The 22262-nt window shown below is 37.6% G+C and carries 18 protein-coding genes and 1 pseudogene; 6 read left to right on the forward strand and 13 right to left on the reverse strand.

Annotated elements, in window-relative coordinates; genetic code table 11:
• Positions 1–175: 175 nt before the first annotated feature.
• The 4 genes from AY601_RS11010 to AY601_RS11025 all read right to left on the reverse strand — a co-directional run bounded on the left by AY601_RS11010 (position 176) and on the right by AY601_RS11025 (position 3467).
• Positions 176–1153, reverse strand: a complete 978-nt coding sequence (locus AY601_RS11010; protein ID WP_068400625.1) for a pyridoxal-phosphate dependent enzyme — start codon at positions 1151–1153, stop codon at positions 176–178.
• 48 nt (positions 1154–1201) lie between these two features.
• A complete protein-coding gene (locus AY601_RS11015; protein ID WP_068400628.1) occupies positions 1202–1705 on the reverse strand; it encodes a hypothetical protein in 504 nt (167 codons plus the stop codon).
• Positions 1706–1751: 46 nt separating this feature from the next.
• Positions 1752–2378 carry an RNA polymerase sigma factor gene (locus AY601_RS11020; RefSeq protein WP_068400630.1) on the reverse strand — a complete coding sequence of 209 codons (627 nt, stop codon included), beginning with the start codon at positions 2376–2378 and terminating at the stop codon, positions 1752–1754.
• 702 nt (positions 2379–3080) lie between these two features.
• On the reverse strand, positions 3081–3467 hold the full coding sequence (locus AY601_RS11025; protein WP_068400633.1) for a hypothetical protein: 387 nt from the start codon (positions 3465–3467) through the stop codon (positions 3081–3083).
• Between the two features lie 456 nt (positions 3468–3923).
• Here AY601_RS11025 and AY601_RS11030 point away from each other — a divergent pair, with 456 nt between their 5' ends.
• The 3 genes and pseudogenes from AY601_RS11030 (at position 3924) to AY601_RS11040 (ending at position 8349) form a co-directional block, all read left to right on the forward strand.
• Positions 3924–5696, forward strand: coding sequence for a tetratricopeptide repeat-containing sensor histidine kinase (locus AY601_RS11030; RefSeq protein ID WP_198163672.1), 1773 nt, complete (start codon positions 3924–3926; stop codon positions 5694–5696).
• A gap of 248 nt (positions 5697–5944) precedes the next feature.
• Positions 5945–7480, forward strand: a pseudogene (locus AY601_RS11035) (DNA translocase FtsK); the annotation flags it as partial.
• Positions 7481–7692: 212 nt separating this feature from the next.
• Positions 7693–8349: a potassium channel family protein gene (locus AY601_RS11040; protein ID WP_068400641.1), complete on the forward strand. Its 657-nt coding sequence runs from the start codon at positions 7693–7695 to the stop codon at positions 8347–8349.
• 393 nt (positions 8350–8742) lie between these two features.
• On the opposite strand, the gene AY601_RS11045 is transcribed toward AY601_RS11040, so the two are convergent.
• The 3 genes from AY601_RS11045 to AY601_RS11055 all read right to left on the reverse strand — a co-directional run bounded on the left by AY601_RS11045 (position 8743) and on the right by AY601_RS11055 (position 11051).
• Positions 8743–9189 carry a GNAT family N-acetyltransferase gene (locus tag AY601_RS11045; RefSeq protein WP_068400646.1) on the reverse strand — a complete coding sequence of 149 codons (447 nt, stop codon included), beginning with the start codon at positions 9187–9189 and terminating at the stop codon, positions 8743–8745.
• A gap of 453 nt (positions 9190–9642) precedes the next feature.
• Positions 9643–10542 carry a dihydrodipicolinate synthase family protein gene (locus AY601_RS11050; RefSeq protein WP_068400650.1) on the reverse strand — a complete coding sequence of 300 codons (900 nt, stop codon included), beginning with the start codon at positions 10540–10542 and terminating at the stop codon, positions 9643–9645.
• Between the two features lie 20 nt (positions 10543–10562).
• Positions 10563–11051 (reverse strand): cupin domain-containing protein, encoded by a 489-nt coding sequence (locus AY601_RS11055; protein WP_068400653.1) that lies wholly within the window; start codon positions 11049–11051, stop codon positions 10563–10565.
• Positions 11052–11150: 99 nt separating this feature from the next.
• Between AY601_RS11055 and AY601_RS11060 the strand changes: the two genes are divergently transcribed.
• The gene (locus AY601_RS11060) at positions 11151–12572 is read left to right on the forward strand and encodes a PLP-dependent aminotransferase family protein (protein WP_068400656.1); all 1422 of its coding nucleotides are present in this window, start codon (positions 11151–11153) and stop codon (positions 12570–12572) included.
• Between the two features lie 154 nt (positions 12573–12726).
• Here AY601_RS11060 and AY601_RS26050 read toward each other — a convergent pair whose 3' ends face one another.
• The 3 genes from AY601_RS26050 to mnmE all read right to left on the reverse strand — a co-directional run bounded on the left by AY601_RS26050 (position 12727) and on the right by mnmE (position 15228).
• Positions 12727–13224 carry a PDDEXK nuclease domain-containing protein gene (locus tag AY601_RS26050; protein WP_084359214.1) on the reverse strand — a complete coding sequence of 166 codons (498 nt, stop codon included), beginning with the start codon at positions 13222–13224 and terminating at the stop codon, positions 12727–12729.
• A gap of 3 nt (positions 13225–13227) precedes the next feature.
• Complete coding sequence (locus tag AY601_RS26055) at positions 13228–13539, reverse strand: helix-turn-helix domain-containing protein (protein WP_157287856.1); 312 nt, start codon at positions 13537–13539, stop codon at positions 13228–13230.
• A gap of 318 nt (positions 13540–13857) precedes the next feature.
• On the reverse strand, positions 13858–15228 hold the full coding sequence (gene mnmE, locus AY601_RS11070; protein WP_068400661.1) for a tRNA uridine-5-carboxymethylaminomethyl(34) synthesis GTPase MnmE: 1371 nt from the start codon (positions 15226–15228) through the stop codon (positions 13858–13860).
• Positions 15229–15323: 95 nt separating this feature from the next.
• Between mnmE and AY601_RS11075 the strand changes: the two genes are divergently transcribed.
• A complete protein-coding gene (locus AY601_RS11075; RefSeq protein ID WP_068400665.1) occupies positions 15324–16445 on the forward strand; it encodes an AI-2E family transporter in 1122 nt (373 codons plus the stop codon).
• Positions 16446–16520: 75 nt separating this feature from the next.
• On the opposite strand, the gene AY601_RS11080 is transcribed toward AY601_RS11075, so the two are convergent.
• From AY601_RS11080 to rocF, 3 genes are all read right to left on the reverse strand, one after another.
• Entirely contained in the window at positions 16521–17864 is a 1344-nt protein-coding gene (locus tag AY601_RS11080) for a deoxyguanosinetriphosphate triphosphohydrolase (protein WP_068400668.1), read from the reverse strand.
• 137 nt (positions 17865–18001) lie between these two features.
• Complete coding sequence (gene argS / locus AY601_RS11085) at positions 18002–19783, reverse strand: arginine--tRNA ligase (protein WP_068407423.1); 1782 nt, start codon at positions 19781–19783, stop codon at positions 18002–18004.
• 4 nt (positions 19784–19787) lie between these two features.
• Positions 19788–20738, reverse strand: a complete 951-nt coding sequence (gene rocF / locus AY601_RS11090; protein ID WP_068400671.1) for an arginase — start codon at positions 20736–20738, stop codon at positions 19788–19790.
• Between the two features lie 102 nt (positions 20739–20840).
• Between rocF and AY601_RS11095 the strand changes: the two genes are divergently transcribed.
• Positions 20841–22232, forward strand: coding sequence for an arginine decarboxylase (locus tag AY601_RS11095; RefSeq protein ID WP_041885712.1), 1392 nt, complete (start codon positions 20841–20843; stop codon positions 22230–22232).
• The last annotated feature ends 30 nt before the right edge of the window (positions 22233–22262 follow it).

Genomic DNA, 22262 nt, shown 5'->3' on the forward strand with positions numbered 1-22262 from the left:
AATGAACATAGCAGATCAGGCAGCGCAGCATTTGATTAAGCATGCTGCCACATAATCTGAATGGCATAATTTGGTTTAGGAGGTAAATAGATGAGAGACATTTTGGATAATCCCATGTTACATACCCACGATATTTGGTGATCGTTGATAGCTAACATGATTGTTATTTTACGGCTTAAAAATTATTGGAAAGAACTTCTTCATTTAATTTAGCAGCAAGTTGACAGCCCCATTCTTCATTATAAATAGTATCTAAATAGGTATGCCCTTTATCTGGAAATATTAACAGAGAGGTAGCCCTTGATTCTTCGATATCATTCAGTCTGAAATAGTTTTTAGCAGCCAGGTAAACAGCTCCCGATGAAGCCCCGGCAAAAATTGCCTGCTCATTCAGCAGTTCAGTACATCCTCTGATAATACTCATTTGAGACATAATCACTACGTCATCAATGATGGCATTTTTCATGATCGGAGGAACCTGGCTCGCTCCTATTCCTGAGATATAACGTTTAACAGGTTTATCACTAAAAATGACAGAACCTTCTACGTCAACGCCTACAATTTTCACTTCCGGTTTTTTCCTTTTGATGAAATCTGAAATACCTGTGATTGCACCGCTTGAACTTACCGCAACAAAAATGTAGTCAAGCTTTTCAAAAGAGGAAATAATCTCTTCTCCCAGACCGTAATAACCTTTATAATTATTTGGATCACCGTACTGGTCTGCAATAAAAGCATCAGGAGTAGCTGCATGCAGCGCATTGACCACATTGATCCGGGTTAAAAGATATCCTCCTGTATGATCTCTTTCAGCGACTTTGACCACATGGTGAGACATCAGGTTTAACAATGTTTCGTAAGATGAATTAATATTCGGATCGATTACAGGAATGAAGCGTAATTTCAACCTTTTGCAGATCGAAGCTACAGCGATAGCCAGATTGCCGGAACTGGACGCAATGATGGTGGTATTTTCTGAAATCCTCCCGGATTTGATACCGTTGTAGATAATGCTGAATGCAGCTCTGTCCTTTGAGCTGCCAGAGAAGTTATTGTATTCTAACTTCGCAAAGAGGTTGGCATCGTTATTTTTTAGTTCAATAAGAGGCGTATTGCCTATAAAGGCAGCCAGTTTTTCTAGTTCTTTTAACATAGGTAGGTAAGTTTAAAGATGAGATGTGATAATTTATATTTTCTTTTTTTACTTGATCGCGTGGATCTGGTTCATAGACGCGTAGTCGTCGGGGCGATATTTAACAGAATATATTAAAGAGTTTTCCGGGTGGTCTGCCGGGTTATGGAGTTTAGTATTTTTAACACAACAACTGTCTAAGAACCGAGCCGCGTTTATTCGATCTTTAATAGATTCATCGGTGAGCCCGTAAAAAAAGATTAGCATCGGCAGGATGATTATTGCTGCGGCGGAGCTGATCCAGGAGAAGAGGAAAAGTATATATCTTTTTTTCATCTCATATCCCTGATTAATCAATGCACGTAATTTCAGATAATTCTGTTCAATTGCTTTTTGTCCTGCATGATGGCCTATGGATAAAACAATAGCTTTTAATTCTTCAAGCTTTGCCTTAGTTTCCGGGTGTTCTTTTATCCGGTTTTCCCAGTCACTGACATCCTGTTCATTCCTCCTCAAACAGTAATTAATGAATGTTTCATTTTTCAACAGTTCATTCAAATATTTCTCTGGCATCTGATTAATTATTTTTCTTAATAGAGCAGAAAACTTTATTTTTTCACTACTGTATTTGAAAAAATAATAAAAATAAGATCATTGTGCCGATTGCGATTAAAAGATAGGTTTCCTGTTCTTTGGTAATCGCCGATTTCAATTTATCAATTGCTTTATAAATAGTATTGTAAACAGTATGAATAGAAACCTTATTCGTAATAGCTATTTCCTGATAAGATAATCCAAGATAAAATTTCTGATAAACCATATTCCGCTGCTTGTCAGCAAGCTGATTGATATGCGCCTTAACAATCTGAATCACCGTACCATTCATTCCTTGTTGAATATATAGATCTTCTACAGAGGGAGATAGCAGCGAAACAGGGGCTTCAATAACTTCTACTGTTTCTTTGGGTACGTTTATATTTTTGCGATATAATTTTCTCACAAAGCAAGTAATTATATAGTTATGGTAATTATCCACTTTCTGAAGAGCGGACTTATTTTCCCAAAGATACAGGAAAACGTCGTTAATTGCATCCTTAACGATATCTTCAGAAAAATATCTTTTATAACCTATATAACTCAGGTAATGATGATAATGAGAATATATAATATAAAAATCGTCTTCTCTCTGTGACAATGTAAAAGATTTCCAGATATGTTTTAGGTTCTTCCCTTTTAGCGTAACCATATATTGACTAATTATTATATTAATATTTTTTTATAAAAATAAAGCAATATGTATTAATATAAAACCAACTAATCAACTACAAATTATTAATTAATTATATCAACAAGAACAAAAGACAAATAAGAAATCAGCCATAAAGAGTTCTTAATTACAGTTTCACGGTTAAAATTTTTGAAATACAGCAATTTTATGATTTTATTAAAAAACATAAAATGTTAGTAATAATTCATATTAATTGAATACAAACCAGAAACCTCAAACTATTAAAAAAACTTTAAAACTAATCTTGCTCGTAAATTATTTTTAAGCTTTATATCCAATCAGCGCATACAGGATCAACCACTTACATAAAAATTATTTTTTATAATAACTTTCAAGAAAAATGAAATTAACCCTGATAACCAATAGATTCCTTAAAATTAAATTATAAAAAATTAATTCCAATTATTATTACACCAAATGCAGATTGCTCTAGGTGAACGTACTCGGATTGGTCACCAGGTGGTGATATAAAAAAAGGGATATTTACACGGTGGGAATAAGATGCTGAAAGCCCGATTTATGGGGCAATCGATTTGTAGTGTACTATTTACACATTATTGGAGAACTGATGAGCCCTGGTATTTTAAGCCTGAAAGACCATCAAAACGTTTACTATGGATTTTAGACTAAAAGGCCTGTCAATGACAAGCTTTTTGACAATTAGCGTTGTGCTCTGGTTGCTTTATCAAAGGATAATACCAGATTCTTCTGATCGATCTCTTTTAAAGGAATTTCACGGGAATTTTTACCAAGACCGGCAGAAAAATAAAGAGGTGCCTTAACTATCTTCCCTCTTTCCAGGCCTTCTTCAAATAAAGCAATCCCAAATAAAGTACTATCGACTTTAGAAGAGGCAATAATGCTTACCGTACCTAAATCATATTTACCATTATTTTTCAAGGTTATGATTCCAGATTTATAAGTATAGCTGAGCCCCTTAACAGTCCCAAGATAGGTCTTGTCCTTGCTGGTCACAGGCTGGTAGGTCTGTGCATATCCTGAGATCCCAGCTATTAATAAAAGTGAAGCCAATAAGATTTTCTTCATGTGTTTTTGTCTTTTAGGTTTACACAAAAATAGTTTACAGGGTGAATATTTCAAAAGGGAGTTTGTATCATTATTAGTATAAGAGCTCAACAAGTTAGGTGTAAAGTGATTTTAGGAAATTAAATCATATTCGATTTTTAACTGCGTTTGAACCTCATCAGGGCAGTTTTATAGTATGAATTATAGGATAAAAGCCAGTTTTGAATAAGATTTTTATATCGCTTTTAGCAGTAAACTATTACCTTTGCCAGCTGCCCTGTCCTGGTAATTCTTATGTCAATTTTGCGTACGTCCCTTATCTGTTTCTTACTCTCATGCTGTTTTCATTCGTTATATGGCTTTCAAGAACCTGTAAAGTCTAATCCTTCTGTACTGGATATTAGTGCCTATGAAAAATTAATTGTTCATTACCGCTATGATAAGCCTGATTCAGCCTTGTTTTTTGTAAGCCTTGGGATGAAGCTTGCAAAAAAGACTAAGGACGAAGAAGGTGTAGCAAGGATGCTCAACCAGATGGGTATGATCGATGATAATTCAGGGAATGCAGTGTCTTCAAGACAACGCTATCTGGAGGCACTTGAAATCTATAAGCGCCTGAATAATTATAAAGGGATCATTAAAGAGAATATCCGGCTGGGTGTGGTAGAAAACAGGAAAGGCAATTCAGCAACAGCAATCCCTTATTTTCTTCAGGCATTAAAGATAAGTGAGCAAAACAAGGATAAGGGTGGAATTATGGAGTCCTATATTACTCTTGGTGAAGTGTATGCTTTCCGCCATGATTATCAACGTGCAATCTCTTATTACAAAAAAGCTGAGGCGATTGGCACTACACTCCCCTTTTCAAGTTTGAAGCTAAATACTTGTCTGAACTTTGGAATTGCCTACAGGGAGACTGGTGAAATGTCCAAAGCTATTTACTACTTTGAAAAAGGTATCAGCCAAAGTAATTATCCTGAGATGATGGGATTAAATATTTCACTGACGAACGGGCTGGCGCAGGTATACGCAAAATCAGGAGAAACGGCAAAAGCCATTGAGCTTCAAAAGGGAGCTTTGTTAAAATCGAGAAAGATCAATAATAGCATCCGGGAGTTTCAGAGTTTAATGGCATTGGCAGAGAGCTACGAAACTTCGAACAGTGCAATAGCACTAAATTACCTTCAGCAAGCATTGAAAGTTGCGGAAACAAAAAAAGCCAATAAGCAGCTACTTGAGGCTTTAGCTCATATCACTGCGCTCTATGAGAAATCAGGAAATTATAAAGCAGCTTATCAGTCAAGGACAAGACAATATAGTATCGCTGATAGTTTTTACTACAAAGATATATCACTTAAAATATCTAATCTGCAGGCCCAGTATGAACTTACGAAGTCTCAGGCCAGAGTGGCACAGCTAAAGTTTGTGAACAATCAACAGTCGCTTGAACAAAGAATTATGTTCTGGATAATATTTGGTGGTACAGCCTTAATGCTGGTCCTGGGTTTTTACTTTTTTAAAATCAGGAATTTGAACCGGCTAATGAACAAGGCTAATGAAGATCTTGTAAAGTCGAACAATGTAAAAGACAAGTTATTTTCAATTCTTGGGCACGATTTGAAGGCTCCGCTGGCTTCAATCCTAAACCTTCTTGTACTGATCAACAGAGGCTGGTTATCTGACCAGGAAAAGGCGCTCATGCTTGGAAAACTGGAATTGCAGTGTAATGCTACACTGGAGACGCTGAACCTTATTTTGCACTGGGGGCAAATGCAGTTAAAAGGGGTTATGATTAATCAGAGCGATGTCAGTCCGGAAAAGAAAATTAAACGCAATGTTTTGCTGCTGAAGGAAATGGCCGCCCAGAAATCAATTACTATTGCGCAGGATATTGAACCGGATTTAAGGGTTTTTTGTGATGCAGATCATCTGGATTTTCTGGTTCGTAATATTCTGTCCAATGCGATAAAGTTTACTCCCGTTGGAGGGGTTATCCGTATAGCGGTAAAGGCTGATCAGGATAAGGTAATTTGCTCTTTTAAGGATAGCGGAATCGGGATAGAGCGTTCACGTTTAGCATCTATATTTAGCGTGAATAATGTGAGTACGATGGGTACGAACAATGAAAAAGGGACGAGTCTTGGTTTGGTTATTTGTAAAGAGTTCATCAATGCGAATGAGGGGAATATCTGGGTGGAAAGCGTGGTTAGTGAAGGGTCTGAGTTCTTTTTTACGCTGAAGAGGAAATAGAGGGTTAGTGATATTCTAATTGTTTCATAGCCTCTATTTACCTTCCAGGATTTCTATGAAGTAGTATATATGGATATTTCTACATATTCCGGTTTCCCGTAAAAACAATAACACAATCTTGTATAATTTTGAATATCAGGCAATGAATATATATTATAAATATATGAATTACAGAATATTACAATGATAAACCTGTTATATTATCATTACATTTAGTTAACCTCTCGGACAAATAGTAAATGGATATTGAAAACAAACCTGTTGAACCGTTTTCTGAAGCAGAAGTGCATTTTGGTAACTTTGACCCGAATCTTGATCTTTCAAGTTATGTATTTCCAACGCTAGATTTACTAGAAAACTATGCTGATAGCACTACTATTGATGCGGAAACAATTGAAATAAACAAGAATAAAATAGTAGAAACTTTCAGCTTTAGCCAGATTGAGATAGATGCCATAAGAGCTATAGTTGGGCCATCACTTACTTTATATGAGTTTATTCCAGCGCCAGGTGCCCGGGTTTCAAAGATCAAAAGCCTGAAAGACGACCTTGCACTAATTCTGGCTGCAGAGATTAATATTATTGGACCGATTCCTGGTAAAGGAACTATGGGTATCGAAGTACCCCATGCGGCCCATGCTTTTGTATCAATCCGTTCAATATTAGCAACTCAAGAATTCCAAACTTGTGATTTTGACTTGCCTATCGCTTTGGGCAAAACGATGGGCAATGATGTGTCCCTCATAGAGCTGACTAAACTACCCCATCTATTAATAGCGGGCGCAACTGGTCAGGGCAAATCTGTTTGTTTAAATGCGATACTATTCTCGCTTCTTTATAAAAAGCATCCTTCGCAATTAAAGTTAGTATTGATAGATACCAATAATTTAGAATTGGGTCTTTTCCGAAATATTGAACGTCATTTTTTAGCAAAACTACCCGGCGAGACTGATGCCATTGTCAGTGATAAATTGAAAGCAATCGTTACACTCAATGGTTTGGTTATTGAATTAGATCAACGATATGACTTATTAAATTATGCTGGTGTACGTCAGATTAAAGAATACAATCAAAAGTTCATAGAGCGCAAATTAAATCCTGCTGAAAACCATCGCTTCCTTCCTTTTATTGTAGTCGTGATTGATGAATTTGCAGAATTACTAACGGACAATAAAGAGATAGAATTAGTAATTAGCCGTTTGGCACAGTTGGGAAGAGCTGCGGGTATTCATTTGATCATCTCCACTCAGCGGCCTTCTGTAAAAATTATCACAGGGATTATTAAAGCAAACTTCGCCGGCAGGATAGCATTCCGCGTGACATCTGCTATTGATTCCCGTACAATATTGGATAATAGTGGTGCCGAATTATTAAATGGATATGGCGACATGTTACTATCAACTGGAACTGAGATCATTCATCTTCAGGGAGCATATACAGATACATCTGAAGTAGATAGATTGAGTGAATTTATTGGCAACCAACGAGGATATTCTAGTGCATATATGTTACCTGAATATAGAATGATGAATACGCCGACTATAGATTTTAACACTGATAGAATTGATCCCATGTTTGAGGACGCTGCACGTCTGATCGTTATGCATCAGCAAGGCTCAACTTCTCTTATACAAAGAAAACTAAAGTTGGGTTATAATCGTGCAGGCCAAATTATCGATCAATTGGAGGCAGCCGGAATAGTCGGGCCTTTTGAAGGAAGTAAAGCAAGAGAAGTAAGTCTGCAAGACGGTTATGCACTTGAAATGTTCTTAAAAAGTTTAAGATCAGGCAAGCAATCCCCTATTATACCGAAAAAGATAATAGTAGATGAAGTAGATCCTGACCAAACAAAAAACAAGTCAACTAATTTAGTTGCGAACCCTGCACCTCCTGGTAAGCTCAAGTCTAAATCAAACAAAAAAAGCTTTTGGGATTGGTTGTTTAAATAAGTCCTATAAAGTCATCCTTCATCACTTATATTCCTCATCCTGCCTTCATGACTACAAATCCTATTAATGAAAATCAACTTGGGTTACTCAATCTGGTTGTATTTGTATTATCAATCTACGTTCTACTGGCGATCCTGGTAGACACAGTTTTAGTGCTCCCAAAAGAGACATCAATTCTACTGACATATATCGATAATACTATCTGTGTGTTTTTCTTCGCAGAGTTTTGCTTTCGTTTCTACAAAGCCAAAAATAAGCAAGCTTTTATGAAGTGGGGTTGGATCGACTTGATTTCCAGCGTGCCGGCAGTAAGTTATTTGAGGGCAGGCCGTATTCTTAGGCTGATCAGATTATTACGGCTTATCCGTGCTTTCCGTTCTACACAAATGTTTGTCAAACATGTTTTCAGGAACAAAGCGAGGGGAGCTTTCACTTCAGTAACCATACTTGCTATATTGCTGATCATATTTTCTTCAATTGCTATTCTTCAGGTGGAGAAAGATCCTGATAGTAATATTAAAACTGCTGAAGATGCCATATGGTGGGCTTATGTAACTATCACAACTGTAGGTTATGGTGATAAATTCCCCGTAACTACCGAAGGACGGATAATTGCAGCGGTATTGATGACTGCTGGAGTTGGACTATTCGGTACTTTTACTGCATATGTGTCCAGCTGGTTTGCAATAGTGAAAGAGGAATAAATTACGAGGCCTGTATTTTGTTCAGCAAACCGATGGCATACTTTAGTTATTAAAAATCAATAGTATAAGTCAGCGCAGTGAGGAGCTACCTGTTTATGTTGACCACAAATTCTATGAATTATACTCTCCACGACGTATATATCTTTCCAGACGACTTGAATCTTTCATGCAATCATTTTACTTATTTCAAAAATACATAAATAGAATCAAACGTTTAAATATTTCGGAAAATTTCATGCAATGACAGCTTCAATAGTGTAACTTGTTTCTTGCCATCTGTAAAGCTAAATATGTTTAAGACCATTTAAGAATTTTCGCTACCCTAGACAGTCTGATTTTTAGGAAGGGTTACAATTTATTAAAACGGCGAACTGGTGTAGATCGCCGTTTATGTTACTTCCACCAATAGTAATAATTGTGATTACCGTCATATTCAAAACCGCAACGTGGATAGAGCTTGTTCCCTATGTCGTTTGTCTTTTCTGTTTCAAGCATCAGTCCGCAAGCTCCCGTTTCTATGCACCATTGTTTACTATAGTCTATCAATGCTATCGAAAGTCCTTTGCCTCTGTAATCGGGATGAACGAATAAATCGCTCAATAGCCATTGCTTTTGTAATTTGATGTAATGGTAGAGTTTGTACAACTGAACAAAGCCAACAGCATTTCCCTCCAAATAAACAAGGAAAATGTTAGATTGCTCATTGTCCAACCGTTCCTGAATAAACTTTTTGCATTTTTCGTAATCGTCTGCCTGACGGTAAAACACCCGATAATCGTTGAATAATGCTGCTGCTGTGTCCAGGTCTTCCAAACCTGCTTTCTTAATTTTGTAACCCATTGTTTAAATTATTTTGATTAATAGTGTAAAGGTAAATGATAACAGGATTAGCCGAATGGTACAGTTTCAGGATAATCAGGTAGTCCAGATAAACTCTTATTACTTCTTCTGTTTACACCATTATCTTTTACTGATTTGGTAGCAAAAGGTCAATCGTGATGTTTCCGTCTGTATAAGTTACTAGCTGTTCAGCAGTTTTATCTGCACCTATTCGCTCAATGGTAACCTGCGAACGGATAGTGTTTGCCCCGATATGGAAATTTTGGCCAGTTTAATTCTTCTTTCAGGTGCATTTTATATTTCCTTGTTTTTTATTACTTATCACTGAAATAGTAATGTACAAAGCCCGAAACTTTTTACTGCTTTCGGGCCTTTAGATTGTGGTTACTTTACATTTTCTATTGAAGCATTAAAATCGATAGGTAACACATTGCCATTGTTTTAAAACTATGGTTAATACTGATAAATTTCACTCTTAATAGCTGAAAGTATACCATCCAGTTCTGATGTCTCATTTTCAGTAAGCGGTTTCAGAGGACTTTTGAAACCACCACCGTCTATTCCCAATAGGTCTAAACCTGTTTTTATCGCACGTGGCAAACCTTTCGCTACAATGAATTTCAGTAAATCTACCTGCTTGTAAAATAGTCTTCGGGCTTGATCCAGATCATTTTCCTGTACAGCATCGTAAAGAGCAATATTGAGTTCGGGTATAAGGTTCGCAGCAGCGGTGCACCAACCGGTAGCACCTGCGGAGAAGGCTGCCAATGCTAAAGGATTAGAGCCGTTAAAAAATGTTACTTCTTCCCCCAACTCTTTTCTCAAATAGTGCATACGCTGAATATCGCCTGTACTTTCCTTAATCATCGTAACATTAGGGATCTGCAATAGACGTTTCAGCAATGCAGGCGACATATCTACACCAGCTGTTGCTGGATTGTTATATGCCATTATAGGAATTGAAATTTTTGAAGCAACGGTATCGTAATGTTTCACAATTTCGTCGTCGGTAAGTTTCCAATAGCTCATCGGACTAATCATGACAGCTGTTGCACCTGCTTTTTCGGCAAATTGTGAGTGATAAACGGTTTTCTCTGTTGTAAGATTAGAAACACCTACCAATATAGGAACCCGATTTGCTACCTGTTGTATGGTGGCTTCTGTCATAGCTTCCTTTTCTGCATCAGTAAGGTAAGGCATTACACCAGTACTTCCCAATGGAGCGATACCGTGAGAACCTGCCGAAACCAAGCGTTCTACATGTTTTTTGAATAATGGAATATCAATGCTTTCGTTGTTGTCAAACGGCGTAACCGGATAAGCGACTACCCCTTTAAATGGTGCTTTTTTCATTTTTTATATTGCTTTAAAAGTTAAAAATCTCTGTTCTCTTCCTCGCGTAATGCTACACCCAGGTTTTGCAGTTGCGGCGCATTTTCGCAAGCAAAATATTTCGCAGGTTCACTATCGCTTAGGTTTTGATGCTGATGCCACGCCCAAGACGGAATATAAACGGCATCACCTGCTTCCCACTCTACTATATCATCTTCTACTCGTGTCCAACCTTTACCCTCGATGACATATAGAACGGTTTCGTAAGTATGGCGGTGCAGGTTCGTTTTTTGTCCGGGTAACAGACCGCCAATAGTCATACTTACATTTTTACTTGGTAAGTCAACAAAGAAAACTGGGTGCTTTCTTTCTTCGGAAAACTGGTTGTGTACCCCCGCATTTTCAACGTTCTTGTGAATGAAGTGTGAGGGTTTGACATATGTTGGTCTTGCGAATGTTTGATGAAAATCTTTAGAGTTGAATTGCTTTTGCTCTGCGTGGATTTTTTTATTAACTCCTGTTTCTAACATAACTGAAATTTTTTATGATTTTTGCATTATTGCGACACAAAAGTATCATACCTTTGGACTACACTCATGATACAGTTTTAATAAAAATAGATAGTCCAGATGCTAAGAGGTTGGAAATTTGAAGTACAGTTAGACGAACAATCGGATAAAGCCATTTATCTGCAAATAGCCGATGCTATAATAAAAGACATTCATTCGGGCAGATTAAAGCCAGGCGATGCTTTGCCCGGCAGTAGAAATCTTGCACAACTTTTAAAAATAAACAGGAATACAGTTGTAGAAGCACTTAATGTACTGCTTATTGAGGGTTGGCTGGTTTCTAAAGAACGGCAGGGGACTTTTGTTTCTGATACATTGCCCGATTTCAAAAAAGCGCAAAACAGCAGTCTTGCAACCTCTGCCATAAAAAATGCGACAAGCAAACATTATCATATACAGTTTGACGACGGAAGCCCCGACAGTAAAATTGCGCCCATTACTGAATTGGCAAGGGCATACCGCCAAATATTCAATCAAAAAGCAAGATGGCAGATGATGGGCTACGGCAGCGAGTTGGGCGAATTGGAATTTAGAAAAAATATTGTTCAAATGCTCAATCATCAAAGAGGAATGCAGGTTGATGAACACAGCATTTGCATTACCCGAGGCAGTCAAATGGCGATGTATCTGACAGCACAATGCTTGTTTACAAAAGATGATTATTTAATGATTGAAAATCCAGGATATAAACCTGCCTGGAAGGCATTTGAAAATGCGGGTGCAAAGCTGTTGGCTGTAAGAGTAGATAAAGATGGTTTACTGATTGAAGATGTTATTTCTTATCTAAAATCAAGTAAGAAGATAAAGGCAATTTACCTCACGCCACATCGCCAATATCCGACTACTGCAACGTTAAGCCTAAAAAGAAGATTGGAATTAATAAGATTGTCTAACAAATATGGTTTTATGATTATTGAAGATGATTATGATAATGAGTTTCATTTTGGTTATCGTCCGATTTTACCATTGTCAAGTTTTACAGAACTGAAAAACTATGTTTACATTGGTACAATGAGCAAGGTTGTTGCACCAGCTCTGCGTATTGGTTATTTGGCAAGCAATGACAGCTCTTTGATTGAAAGAGTGGGCAATTTGCGGAAAATTATTGATGTGCAGGGTGATAGTATAATGGAGCAGGCAATTCTGCAACTTATCAAAGATGGTACAATAAAACGCCATATAAAAAAATCAACTCATCATTATAAAGCCAAAAGAGACTTCACGGTAACATTGCTGAACAAATATATGCAGGACAAAGCAACTTATGTTATTCCCGATGGCGGTTTGGCTTTTTGGGTTGTTCCTAATCAGCATGTAGATTGGTTAAAGGTTTCCAAAAAACTGCAAGCCAAAGGCATCAAAATTATTACACCTGACACCTATAGCTTTGATGAAACTGTCAATGGTATAAGATTAGGCTACGGGTCGCTTTCTGAAAAAGAATTGGAAGAGGGGATAATTGCTTTGGCAGAAATGTTGTAAAATGCGCCGAAACGAAGGCAAGCCTTCTTCTGCAAGGGATTGTCTGATAAAATCAATCCGATGAAATATTGACCATCATTAATGCAAAAAAAACTAATTCATTTTTTATAATTCGGACATAATACACCGATCCCAAAAATCAAGCCCTATCTTTCTATGTCATTATCAAGGTCAAATCTATTCTATCTTGTTCTATTAATTCTTTCAGCTCATCTTCATTCGGCAGGTATAAACGATACTTACTTGCAAATAATTTTTCATTTTCTGCTAGAATGGAATATTTAACAATTGTTTCATCTTTTTCTGTGCAAAGTATCATGCCAATAGTTGGATTATCACCCTCACCTTTCTTCAAATCATTATACATCCTGACATACATATCCATCTGTCCAATTGCACCATGAGTTAGTTCATCAGTTTTCAGATCAATCAGCACAAAGCACTTCAAGTAATAGTTGTAAAAAACCAAATCAATAAAAAAGTCAGAAGTATCAGTAACAATATGTTGTTGTCTTGCTATAAAAGCAAACGCCTTTCCCAATTCCATTAAAAATTGCTGTAGGTGATTAATCAATGCTGTTTCTATTTTATTTTCTGATGTCTTTACATTTATAGGCAAGCCCAAAAATTCAAATATATAACGATCATTTATTAATTATTCATCTCTAGGAGCTTCACCTTTGATTTTACCGCTTTGCAGAATGTTGTATAGGGTTTTGGTGCAGATTCCTAAGAGTTTGGATGCTTGTTTAATAGTTAAGAACTCTAATAAGACAGGGTGGTTTATAACCGAGATTAGATTTTCTTTAACCTGTGTCTCCGATACTTTAATCTTTAAGTCACGGATCTTTTGTTTGGCGTGTCTGCCATTACATATCGTACCACAGAACCTCGTTACGGTAGTTTTTGCACGAAACGGTTTTACGCAGTGTTCACAGATTCTTTGGATGTTGATGTTTGAACTCATTGCCTTGTTTTTTGTTCCTTTTCATTATCCCTGTAGGCACCTTTTTACTGCTTAAATCATCGGTAGTTATCTCGCCACTTTTTAGCCCTTTTTAGGGTAATTAAGGAGAAATAAGAGGAATTAAGGGTAATTAAGCGCCATTAAGCGCAATGTTTTACCCTGTATTTTTTTGAGGGTAAAATTTTGTGCTTGAGGAACAAATGTGTGAAAAACTGTGGCAATTACCCAAGAATTTGGACAAAAGAAATCCACATAACTTATTAACAATAAGCTATTTACTATTCAATATTTAACATGATTATTCGTAATTATACAGGGTTACTTCCCAATACAAAACTTACTAAATATATTATCCAACAAATCATCGGTAGTAACCTTCCCAGTAATTTCCCCTAAATAATACAGCGCCTGCTTAATATCAGTTGCCAAAAAATCCGAAGTAACCGGGTTAATCAACCCTTGCGAAACGCTATCCAACGACTCCTGCGTCTTCCTTAACGCTTCCACATGTCTAATATTCGTAACCATGGTATGATTCTCCGACAACTTATCCCCTATCACAGTCTCATACAACAACTCCTTCAACTCCTCCACATTTTGATTTTCCTTCGCGGATATCCCGATAAACTTAATCTCTGAAGGTAAATTCAACTCCTTCAACCTGTCACTAAATGACAAATCAATCTTATTCGCTACTGCAATAAAAGCCAACCCAGGTTTATATAAACTTGCGATATCATCCCTAATCTCGTTCGCTGTCAAATTCAGCACATCGAACAAATAAACTAAAACAGCAGACTGACTAATCTTTAACATCGTCTTCTCTACTCCGATCGCTTCTATCGTGTCTGTCGCTTCGCGTATGCCCGCCGTATCAATTAATCGAAAGTTGATACCATTGATATTTAAAACTTCCTCTATTGTATCCCTTGTCGTTCCTGCGATCTCACTGACAATTGCCCTATCTTCATTTAACAACGCATTCAACAAAGTAGATTTACCCGCATTCGGTCTGCCTGCAATCACCGTATTGATACCTTCCTTAATCACATTACCCAATTCAAAAGAACGGATCAGCTTATTCAATACTATCGTGATCTTATTAATTAATTCCTGCAATTGATCTCTGTTTGCAAACTCCACATCCTCCTCAGAAAAATCAAGCTCCAATTCAATCATGGAAGCAAAATGGATCAGCTGTTCACGCAAAACATTTAATTCCGTACTGAAACCTCCCCTTAACTGATTCATTGCAACACTATGTGCAGCCTGTGAATCTGAAGAAATCAAGTCCGCTACAGCTTCTGCCTGAGATAAATCCATCGCACCATTCAAAAACGCTCTTAAAGTGAATTCTCCAGGTTTCGCTGCTGAAGCACCTTTTTTTATCAATAAATTAATAATCTGCTGAATGATATAATTTGATCCGTGGCAAGAGATCTCTACCACGTTTTCTTTCGTGTAAGATTTTGGGCCTACGAACAAACTTACCACCACTTCATCAATCACGATGTCACCATCTTTAATCAATCCAAAATGCAGTGTATGTGTAGGTTGGCTCAACAGATCCTTTCCGCTAAATACGGAATTTGCGATCGCAATAGCATCTTTCCCAGATAAACGGATCACGCCAATGGCACCCGCTCCAGGTGGGGTTGATAAAGCTACTATTGTTTCATTTGTAATCATAACGGACAGAACTTAGTTTAAGATTGCGCAAAAATACCCAAACATTTGCTATCTTTTCATGTTTAACCCTTGAAAATTAACATTTACATTACAATATGAAAGAATTACCGCTCACCGTAAAGCGATCAATTGAGTTACTAGGTTTGGTGCTTATCGGTGCCTTATTCGTAGTTGCCAGTGATATTATCATGCCTGTTATCATGGCATTCTTTATCAGTATCATGCTGTTGCCTGTTTATCGCTGGCTAAGAAAATATAAGGTTCCGGAAATCATTGCGATCGTCTTTCCTATTTTATTGGTTATAATTTTCATCGGTATCATTGCCTGGTTTTTTACCTCGCAAGTTGGGAATCTGGTTTCAGATTTTCCTGAAATCAAGAAAAACGTGGCCCAGCATCTAAAATCATTAAGCGAGTGGGTGAGCAATATCAGCCATTATTCACCTACCGAACAACTTAATTTTATCAATAAAAAAAGTAATGACCTCTTAAATATGGCCGGGGGAATGGCAAGTGGTGCAGCGTTAACGCTCAGTTCCGTATTTGTATTTGTCGGTCTTCTTCCCATCTACATTTACCTGATGCTTTTTTATAAAGATATCCTGTTACGCTTCGTATTTATGTGGTTTAAAACTACAGATCACCCGAAAGTTAAAGAGGCTATCTACGAAACTGAATCTATTATCAAAAACTACCTGGTAGGTTTATTGATACAAATCACTTATATGACTATCCTTTTAGGAGGTCTGCTGATGCTTTTCGGTATTCAACACGCGCTATTAATTGGAATTATCTTTGCTATTCTGAACCTGATCCCTTATGTAGGGGCATTAATCGGAAATATTATCGGTGTACTTCTAACCATAACCGCTTCCACTTCCCTTACTCCCGTAATTACTGTTTTAGCTGTAATTGCAGCCGTTCAATTTCTGGATAACAATATCCTGATGCCAAGGATTGTGGGTTCAAAAGTGAAGATCAATGCTTTAATGGCGATCTTAGGTGTAGTAGTTGGAGGCAGTATTGCTGGAGTTTCAGGAATGTTCCTGGCCATGCCACTTATTGCAGTCCTTAAAGTTATTTTCGACCGGACAGAATCCTTTAAACAATGGGGTGTATTATTTGGAGACGAAAGACCTGCGAAAAGTCCAATGACTTTTCCTATCTTCAGACGCAAAGGAAATGTAAAACTGACCTCTGGAACACAAAAAGATTAAATAATGATATTAAAATTTGTTGCTAAATTTTAAAAATAAGAAACCCCGGGAGTGAATGCCCCGGGGTTTTCTTTTTTAACTCATTGAAGGAAAAGAGATTCCCTTTATTTTTCTAAACATCTCAACGGCGTATATATCCGTCATACCAGATACGAAATCCAGCACACATAGTATCTTTGTATAATCATCAGTAGCCTTGGTCTTGAACTGATTTGGAATTAATTCTACTAATTTCTTGTGATATTTTGATTCATTATTCAAATAAGCAGGAATAAATTCTTCCAGCAACCCGCCCATTACTTTATAACCAGCAACCTCTATCTGTACCACAGAAGAATAATTGTAAATCTTTTTAATGGAGATCCGCTCGATATACTTCATGATAGACAAGAATGGCTCTTGAATAGCATCCAGCAAACTCTTGTTGAAATCACCACTCAAAATCGCTTCCTGATTGTTATAAAATACCTGCGAACATTGTCCGATTAACGTACTGATCGATTTTGCCCGCATCAGCGTAATTTTAGCATCATCATCTTCCATCTCCGATAAACGCTCAGGCAATTTAACATCATTACATAGCGGCAATAATAAATTCTCTACCTCCTGATAAGTCAGGATTTTCAAACGATGCGCATCTTCCAGATCAATGATATTATAACAGATATCATCCGCAGCTTCTACCAGGTAAACCAAAGGGTGACGCTTATAAACTAACGGCTCATCCGAAACTTTGATCAGCCCCATTTCATCTGCTATCTTTTTAAACCCGCATTGTTCCGCCTGAAAGAAACCATACTTCTTCGTATTGATATTCGTTTTATCGTGACCAGCGATAGAAGCGCAAGGATATTTCGCAATAGAAGCCAGTGTCGCATAAGTCAATGCAAAACCTCCGGTTCCTTTTCCGGCAAAAGCATGGGTCAATATCCTTAAAGCATTCGCGTTCCCTTCAAAATTGATCAGATCCTGCCATTCAGCTTCAGTTACCCTATCCTGATAAACCTTTCCATCCCCCGTCGTAAAATAATGAGAAATAGCAGATTCTCCGGAATGTCCAAAAGCCGGGTTTCCAAGATCATGTGCCAGACAAGCCGAAGCGATAATATTACCAATTTCGGCAAGCAGTGGAATAGTCTCATCTACATTCGGATCAATTTCTTTAATCCTGTTGTAAAAGATAGTACCCAATGAACGGCCTACACTTGCAACTTCTAAACTATGAGTCAGCCTGTTATGTACAAATACACTACCTGGTAAAGGAAATACCTGTGTTTTATTTTGCAGCCTTCTGAAAGGAGAAGAAAAGATAATCCTGTCATAATCACGTTGAAACTCAGATCTGGCTTCCTTTTCATTGCCAGCAAAACGATCTTCATTTCCCCACCGTTTGGCAGATAATAATTTTTTCCAATTCATAAATTGATCAAATGATTAGCTGCAATATTACAGCAAATTATATCGCAAAAAAGAGAGAGACTGCTAAAACAGTCCCTCTCTTATATAGTTTATTCAAATTATGCAGTAATTGCATAATTACTAGTAAAAATAGCTGATTACATTCTTTCAGGAACTTCAATTCCTAAAATACGCATACCAGATTTAAGGACATTTGCAGTTACCCAGCTCAGATTTAACCGATGTTGTTTAAGCGCTTCATCTTCTTCCTTCACAATTGGCGGGATTTCATGATAAAACTTGTTAAACATCTTGGCCACCTCATAAATATAGTTCGCTAAAGTAGCCGGACTAAACGCTTTAGCAGAAGAAGCAATTTCAGCAGGATATCTTGATAATAATATGATCATTTCCAGCTCAGTAGCCGATAAAGCAATATTATTAGCCACGTGCTGTCCATTCTTATATTCAGCTTTGCTTAACAGCGATTTAATCCTCGCATGTGTATATTGGATAAAAGGCCCTGTATTTCCCTGGAAATCGATAGATTCAGCAGGATCAAATAACAAACGTTTCTTAGGTTCAACCTTCAGCAAAAAGTATTTCAAAGCACCCATTCCAATTTTATAGTAAAGGCTTTCTTTCTCTTCCTCACTGAAATGATCTACCTTACCCAGTGCTTCAGTTTTCTGTTTAGCTGTAGCGATCATTTCCGCTATCAAATCATCCGCATCCACTACAGTACCTTCACGTGATTTCATTTTACCACTTGGCAGATCTACCATTCCATAAGATAAATGATATAATCCTTTCGCCCAGCTCTTCCCTAACTTATCTAAAATCAGGAACAGCACCTTAAAATGATAGTCCTGCTCATTACCCACTACATAAATAGACTCATCCATTTTGAAATCATCATATTTCATTTGTGCAGTACCCAGATCCTGAGTGATGTAAACTGAAGTTCCATCTGCACGAAGTACTAATTTCTGATCTAATCCATCTGCTGTCAAATCGATCCAGACAGAGCCATCTGGTTTCTTAAAGAAAACTCCTTTAGTTAAACCTTCTTCAACCGTATCTTTTCCTAATAAATACGTATTACTTTCATAATAATACTGATCAAAATCAACACCAAGATTCTTATAACTTACAGCGAAGCCGTCATAAACCCATCCGTTCATTTTTTTCCATAAAGAGATAACCTCTTCATCACCAGCTTCCCAGGCTAATAACATCGCTTGAGCTTCTTTGATTAAAGGCGCATTCTTTTTGCCTTCATCCTCAGTCTGACCAGCTTCCTTTAATGCTTCGATTTCCTTTTTATATTCTTTATCGAAAATCACATAATACTTACCAACCAGGTGATCGCCCTTTAAGCCAGAGCTTTCAGGTGTTTCGCCATTTCCCCATTTCTGCCAGGCCAGCATAGACTTACAGATATGGATTCCTCTGTCGTTGACCAGGTTAACTTTATATACCTCTGATCCACTAGCTTTTAACAGCTCAGAAACAGAATAACCTAATAGGTTGTTACGAACGTGTCCAAGGTGAAGTGGTTTATTGGTATTTGGCGAAGAATATTCGACCATTACTTTTTTACCATTCGATGGAATAGTGCCAAAACTTTCTTTCAGCAAGTCAGTCTGGAAAAGATCAATCCAGTAAGAGCTGACGATACTCAGGTTTAGGAACCCCTTAACGACATTAAACGCAGTTATTTCTTCAATATGTTCCTTAAGATATTCCCCGAGATCATTCGCCGTTGCTTCAGGTGATTTTTTTGAAAAGCGGACTACAGGAAACACAACAATGGTAATTTCTCCTTCAAATTCGCTGCGCGTATCCTGAAGGTTAACTTGTGCTTCTGGTAAATCCTGATTGTATAGTTCTTTGACCGCATTGATGGTCGCAGTAGTAATATGTTGTTGGATATTCATAATTCTATTCGTTTCTAAAGGCATTCGTTGCCTTAATTAAAATTTCAAATGCATGCTCAGCCATTTGATTCTCCCTGTCAAGGGTCGGGTTAACTTCTACTATCTCAAAACAACATACCTTTTGATAAGCAAGGAATCTGGACATCAGTCCACCAGCCTCACGCTCAGTAAGCCCCTGAGCTACGGGAGTTCCGGTACCTCTTGAAGCAGTCGGGTCCATAGAGTCCACATCAAATGATACATAAATCAAATCGCACTGATCCAGATATTGCATGGTTTCAATGACGATTCTTTCTACCCCTCTTTTCCGGACTTCAGCAGTGGTGTAAAGCTTTACCTTATTTTTCTTCAGTAAATTCTCTTCCGGTTTCTCCATATCCCGCGCAGAAATCAGCACAAGATCGCTATAACTAATCTTCGGTGCAATTTTACCGACGTTTTTTAATTGATACCAGTAATTAAGAGTTTCCTGGTCAAGTTCATTAACTTTAGCATCAAGATTGTCCTCATCAAGTACCATTGCAAGCGGCATTCCGTGCATATTTCCAGACGGAGTAGTGTAAGGAGAGTGCATATCTGAGTGTGCATCGATCCAAATTACCCCTAATTTTGATTTAGGAAAAGCTTTTTTTATTCCTGTGATCGTTCCCGCAGCGGTACTGTGGTCACCTGCCAGCACAATCGGGAATTCATTTCTGCCTAACGTTTCAGTTACTTCGTCCGCAACTCTTTCTACCATCGTTAAAATGCCAGAAATCCGCTTGGCGAATGGACTACCCGTATTTTCAAGCAATAAATGGTTCTCATTCGGGACCTCAACCGACTTATGTTTTTTAAAAAATCTACTCCCAAAATCCAGGGCGGCAATCTTAATCGCGTCAACGCCCAGGCTGGCACCACGTGTACCTGCGCCCAACTCCGACTTAACTTCTATAATCTTTAAGCTCTTCGTCATAAAATAAAATTACCAGTGTATTTTAAAGTGTTTATCTTTGGCACCAAAATTAACTCATTTTAATTTGTCAACCCTTTAAATAATTGTTCAAAAATATAAAAAATGCAGAGTTACTCCGAATTTCTTGATCTAAGTGTAGGTTTTCCTCAAGAAGGATACAGTGTCATCGATGACGAACTATACTTTCAGGATCTGAATTTAATGGAAATGATTGAGACTTATGGTACGCCATTACGTTTCACTTATCTTCCGATGATCACTAAAAAAATCCAACAGGCGAAACTGTTGTTTCAGACCGCGATCATCAAGAACAATTACCGTGGAGATTATAAGTATTGCTATTGCACAAAAAGTTCACACTTCAGACACATCGTTGAAGAGGCTTTAAAAAATGGCATCCACTTAGAGACCTCGTCCGCGTTCGATATGCCGATGATTGAGGCCCTTGAGAAAAAAGGCGCCCTTACCAAAGACATTACCGTTATCTGTAACGGTTTTAAAACTTATCAGTATAAACAATATATCATTGATATGTTGCATGATGGGTACAAAAACATCATCCCTGTATTAGACAACAAAGAGGAATTTAACCTTTTTGATGACGAAGTAGAGTTGGAAACACCTTGTAATTTAGGTATCCGTATTGCGGCAGAAGAGCAGCCGGACTCACAATTCTATACTTCACGTTTAGGCGTACGTATGGAAGATGTAATTGAGTTCTATAACAACAAAATCTCTGCTAACCCTAACTTCAGGGTTAAATTACTGCATTTCTTCATCAATTCAGGAATCACGGATTCTCCGTATTACTGGAATGAACTGGAGAAATATGTAACCTTATACTGTAAATTCAAGAAAATTAATCCTGAGCTGGATACTTTAGACATTGGTGGTGGTATGCCATTCAAAGATTCTCTGGTATTTGATTTTGATTATGAATATATGGTGAACGAAATCGTTAAACGTATCAAAGAAATTTGTGCAGAACATGATGTAGTAGAACCAGATATCATTACTGAATTCGGTAAATACACAGTAGCAGAAGCTTCCGGTATCCTGTACAAAGTATTGGGACGTAAACAACAAAATGACCGTGAAAAATGGTTAATGCTGGATGGTTCTTTCATTACGAACCTTCCTGATGTATGGGCTTTAAACCAAAAATACATCCTTTTACCAATCAACAACTGGGATGCTGAGTACGAGAGAGTGAATCTTGGGGGTATTACCTGCGATGGTCAGGATTATTACAATCAGGAAGCACATATGAACTCCGTGTTTATGCCGAAAACGCGTAAAGTACAATACCTTGGTTTCTTCAATACTGGAGCTTATCAGGAAGTACTGAGTGGGTATGGTGGAATTCATCACTGTCTGTTGCCAAGCCCTAAACATGTGATTATCCGTCGCAACCGTGACGAGACGTTCAACTTTGAAGTATTTGGAGAAGAGCAAAACAGTAAGCAAGTATTAAAGATCCTGGGTTACACCTAGCCCCGGATTACGCTAAGAAATACCAAATCC

This window comes from Pedobacter cryoconitis (genome assembly GCF_001590605.1).
Classification (GTDB): Bacteria; Bacteroidota; Bacteroidia; order Sphingobacteriales; family Sphingobacteriaceae; genus Pedobacter; species Pedobacter cryoconitis_A.

Excerpts from the sequence above, each read along its gene's own strand:
- AY601_RS11010 (WP_068400625.1), bottom strand. The coding sequence starts at position 1,153 with ATGTTAAAAGAACTAGAAAAACTGGCTGCCTTTATAGGCAATACGCCT.
- AY601_RS11015 (WP_068400628.1), bottom strand. The coding sequence starts at position 1,705 with ATGCCAGAGAAATATTTGAATGAACTGTTGAAAAATGAAACATTCATT.
- AY601_RS11020 (WP_068400630.1), bottom strand. The coding sequence starts at position 2,378 with ATGGTTACGCTAAAAGGGAAGAACCTAAAACATATCTGGAAATCTTTT.
- AY601_RS11025 (WP_068400633.1), bottom strand. The coding sequence starts at position 3,467 with ATGAAGAAAATCTTATTGGCTTCACTTTTATTAATAGCTGGGATCTCA.
- AY601_RS11030 (WP_198163672.1), top strand. The coding sequence starts at position 3,924 with ATGAAGCTTGCAAAAAAGACTAAGGACGAAGAAGGTGTAGCAAGGATG.
- AY601_RS11040 (WP_068400641.1), top strand. The coding sequence starts at position 7,693 with ATGACTACAAATCCTATTAATGAAAATCAACTTGGGTTACTCAATCTG.
- AY601_RS11045 (WP_068400646.1), bottom strand. The coding sequence starts at position 9,189 with ATGGGTTACAAAATTAAGAAAGCAGGTTTGGAAGACCTGGACACAGCA.
- AY601_RS11050 (WP_068400650.1), bottom strand. The coding sequence starts at position 10,542 with ATGAAAAAAGCACCATTTAAAGGGGTAGTCGCTTATCCGGTTACGCCG.
- AY601_RS11055 (WP_068400653.1), bottom strand. The coding sequence starts at position 11,051 with ATGTTAGAAACAGGAGTTAATAAAAAAATCCACGCAGAGCAAAAGCAA.
- AY601_RS11060 (WP_068400656.1), top strand. The coding sequence starts at position 11,151 with ATGCTAAGAGGTTGGAAATTTGAAGTACAGTTAGACGAACAATCGGAT.
- AY601_RS26055 (WP_157287856.1), bottom strand. The coding sequence starts at position 13,539 with ATGAGTTCAAACATCAACATCCAAAGAATCTGTGAACACTGCGTAAAA.
- mnmE (WP_068400661.1), bottom strand. The coding sequence starts at position 15,228 with ATGATTACAAATGAAACAATAGTAGCTTTATCAACCCCACCTGGAGCG.
- AY601_RS11075 (WP_068400665.1), top strand. The coding sequence starts at position 15,324 with ATGAAAGAATTACCGCTCACCGTAAAGCGATCAATTGAGTTACTAGGT.
- AY601_RS11080 (WP_068400668.1), bottom strand. The coding sequence starts at position 17,864 with ATGAATTGGAAAAAATTATTATCTGCCAAACGGTGGGGAAATGAAGAT.
- argS (WP_068407423.1), bottom strand. The coding sequence starts at position 19,783 with ATGAATATCCAACAACATATTACTACTGCGACCATCAATGCGGTCAAA.
- rocF (WP_068400671.1), bottom strand. The coding sequence starts at position 20,738 with ATGACGAAGAGCTTAAAGATTATAGAAGTTAAGTCGGAGTTGGGCGCA.
- AY601_RS11095 (WP_041885712.1), top strand. The coding sequence starts at position 20,841 with ATGCAGAGTTACTCCGAATTTCTTGATCTAAGTGTAGGTTTTCCTCAA.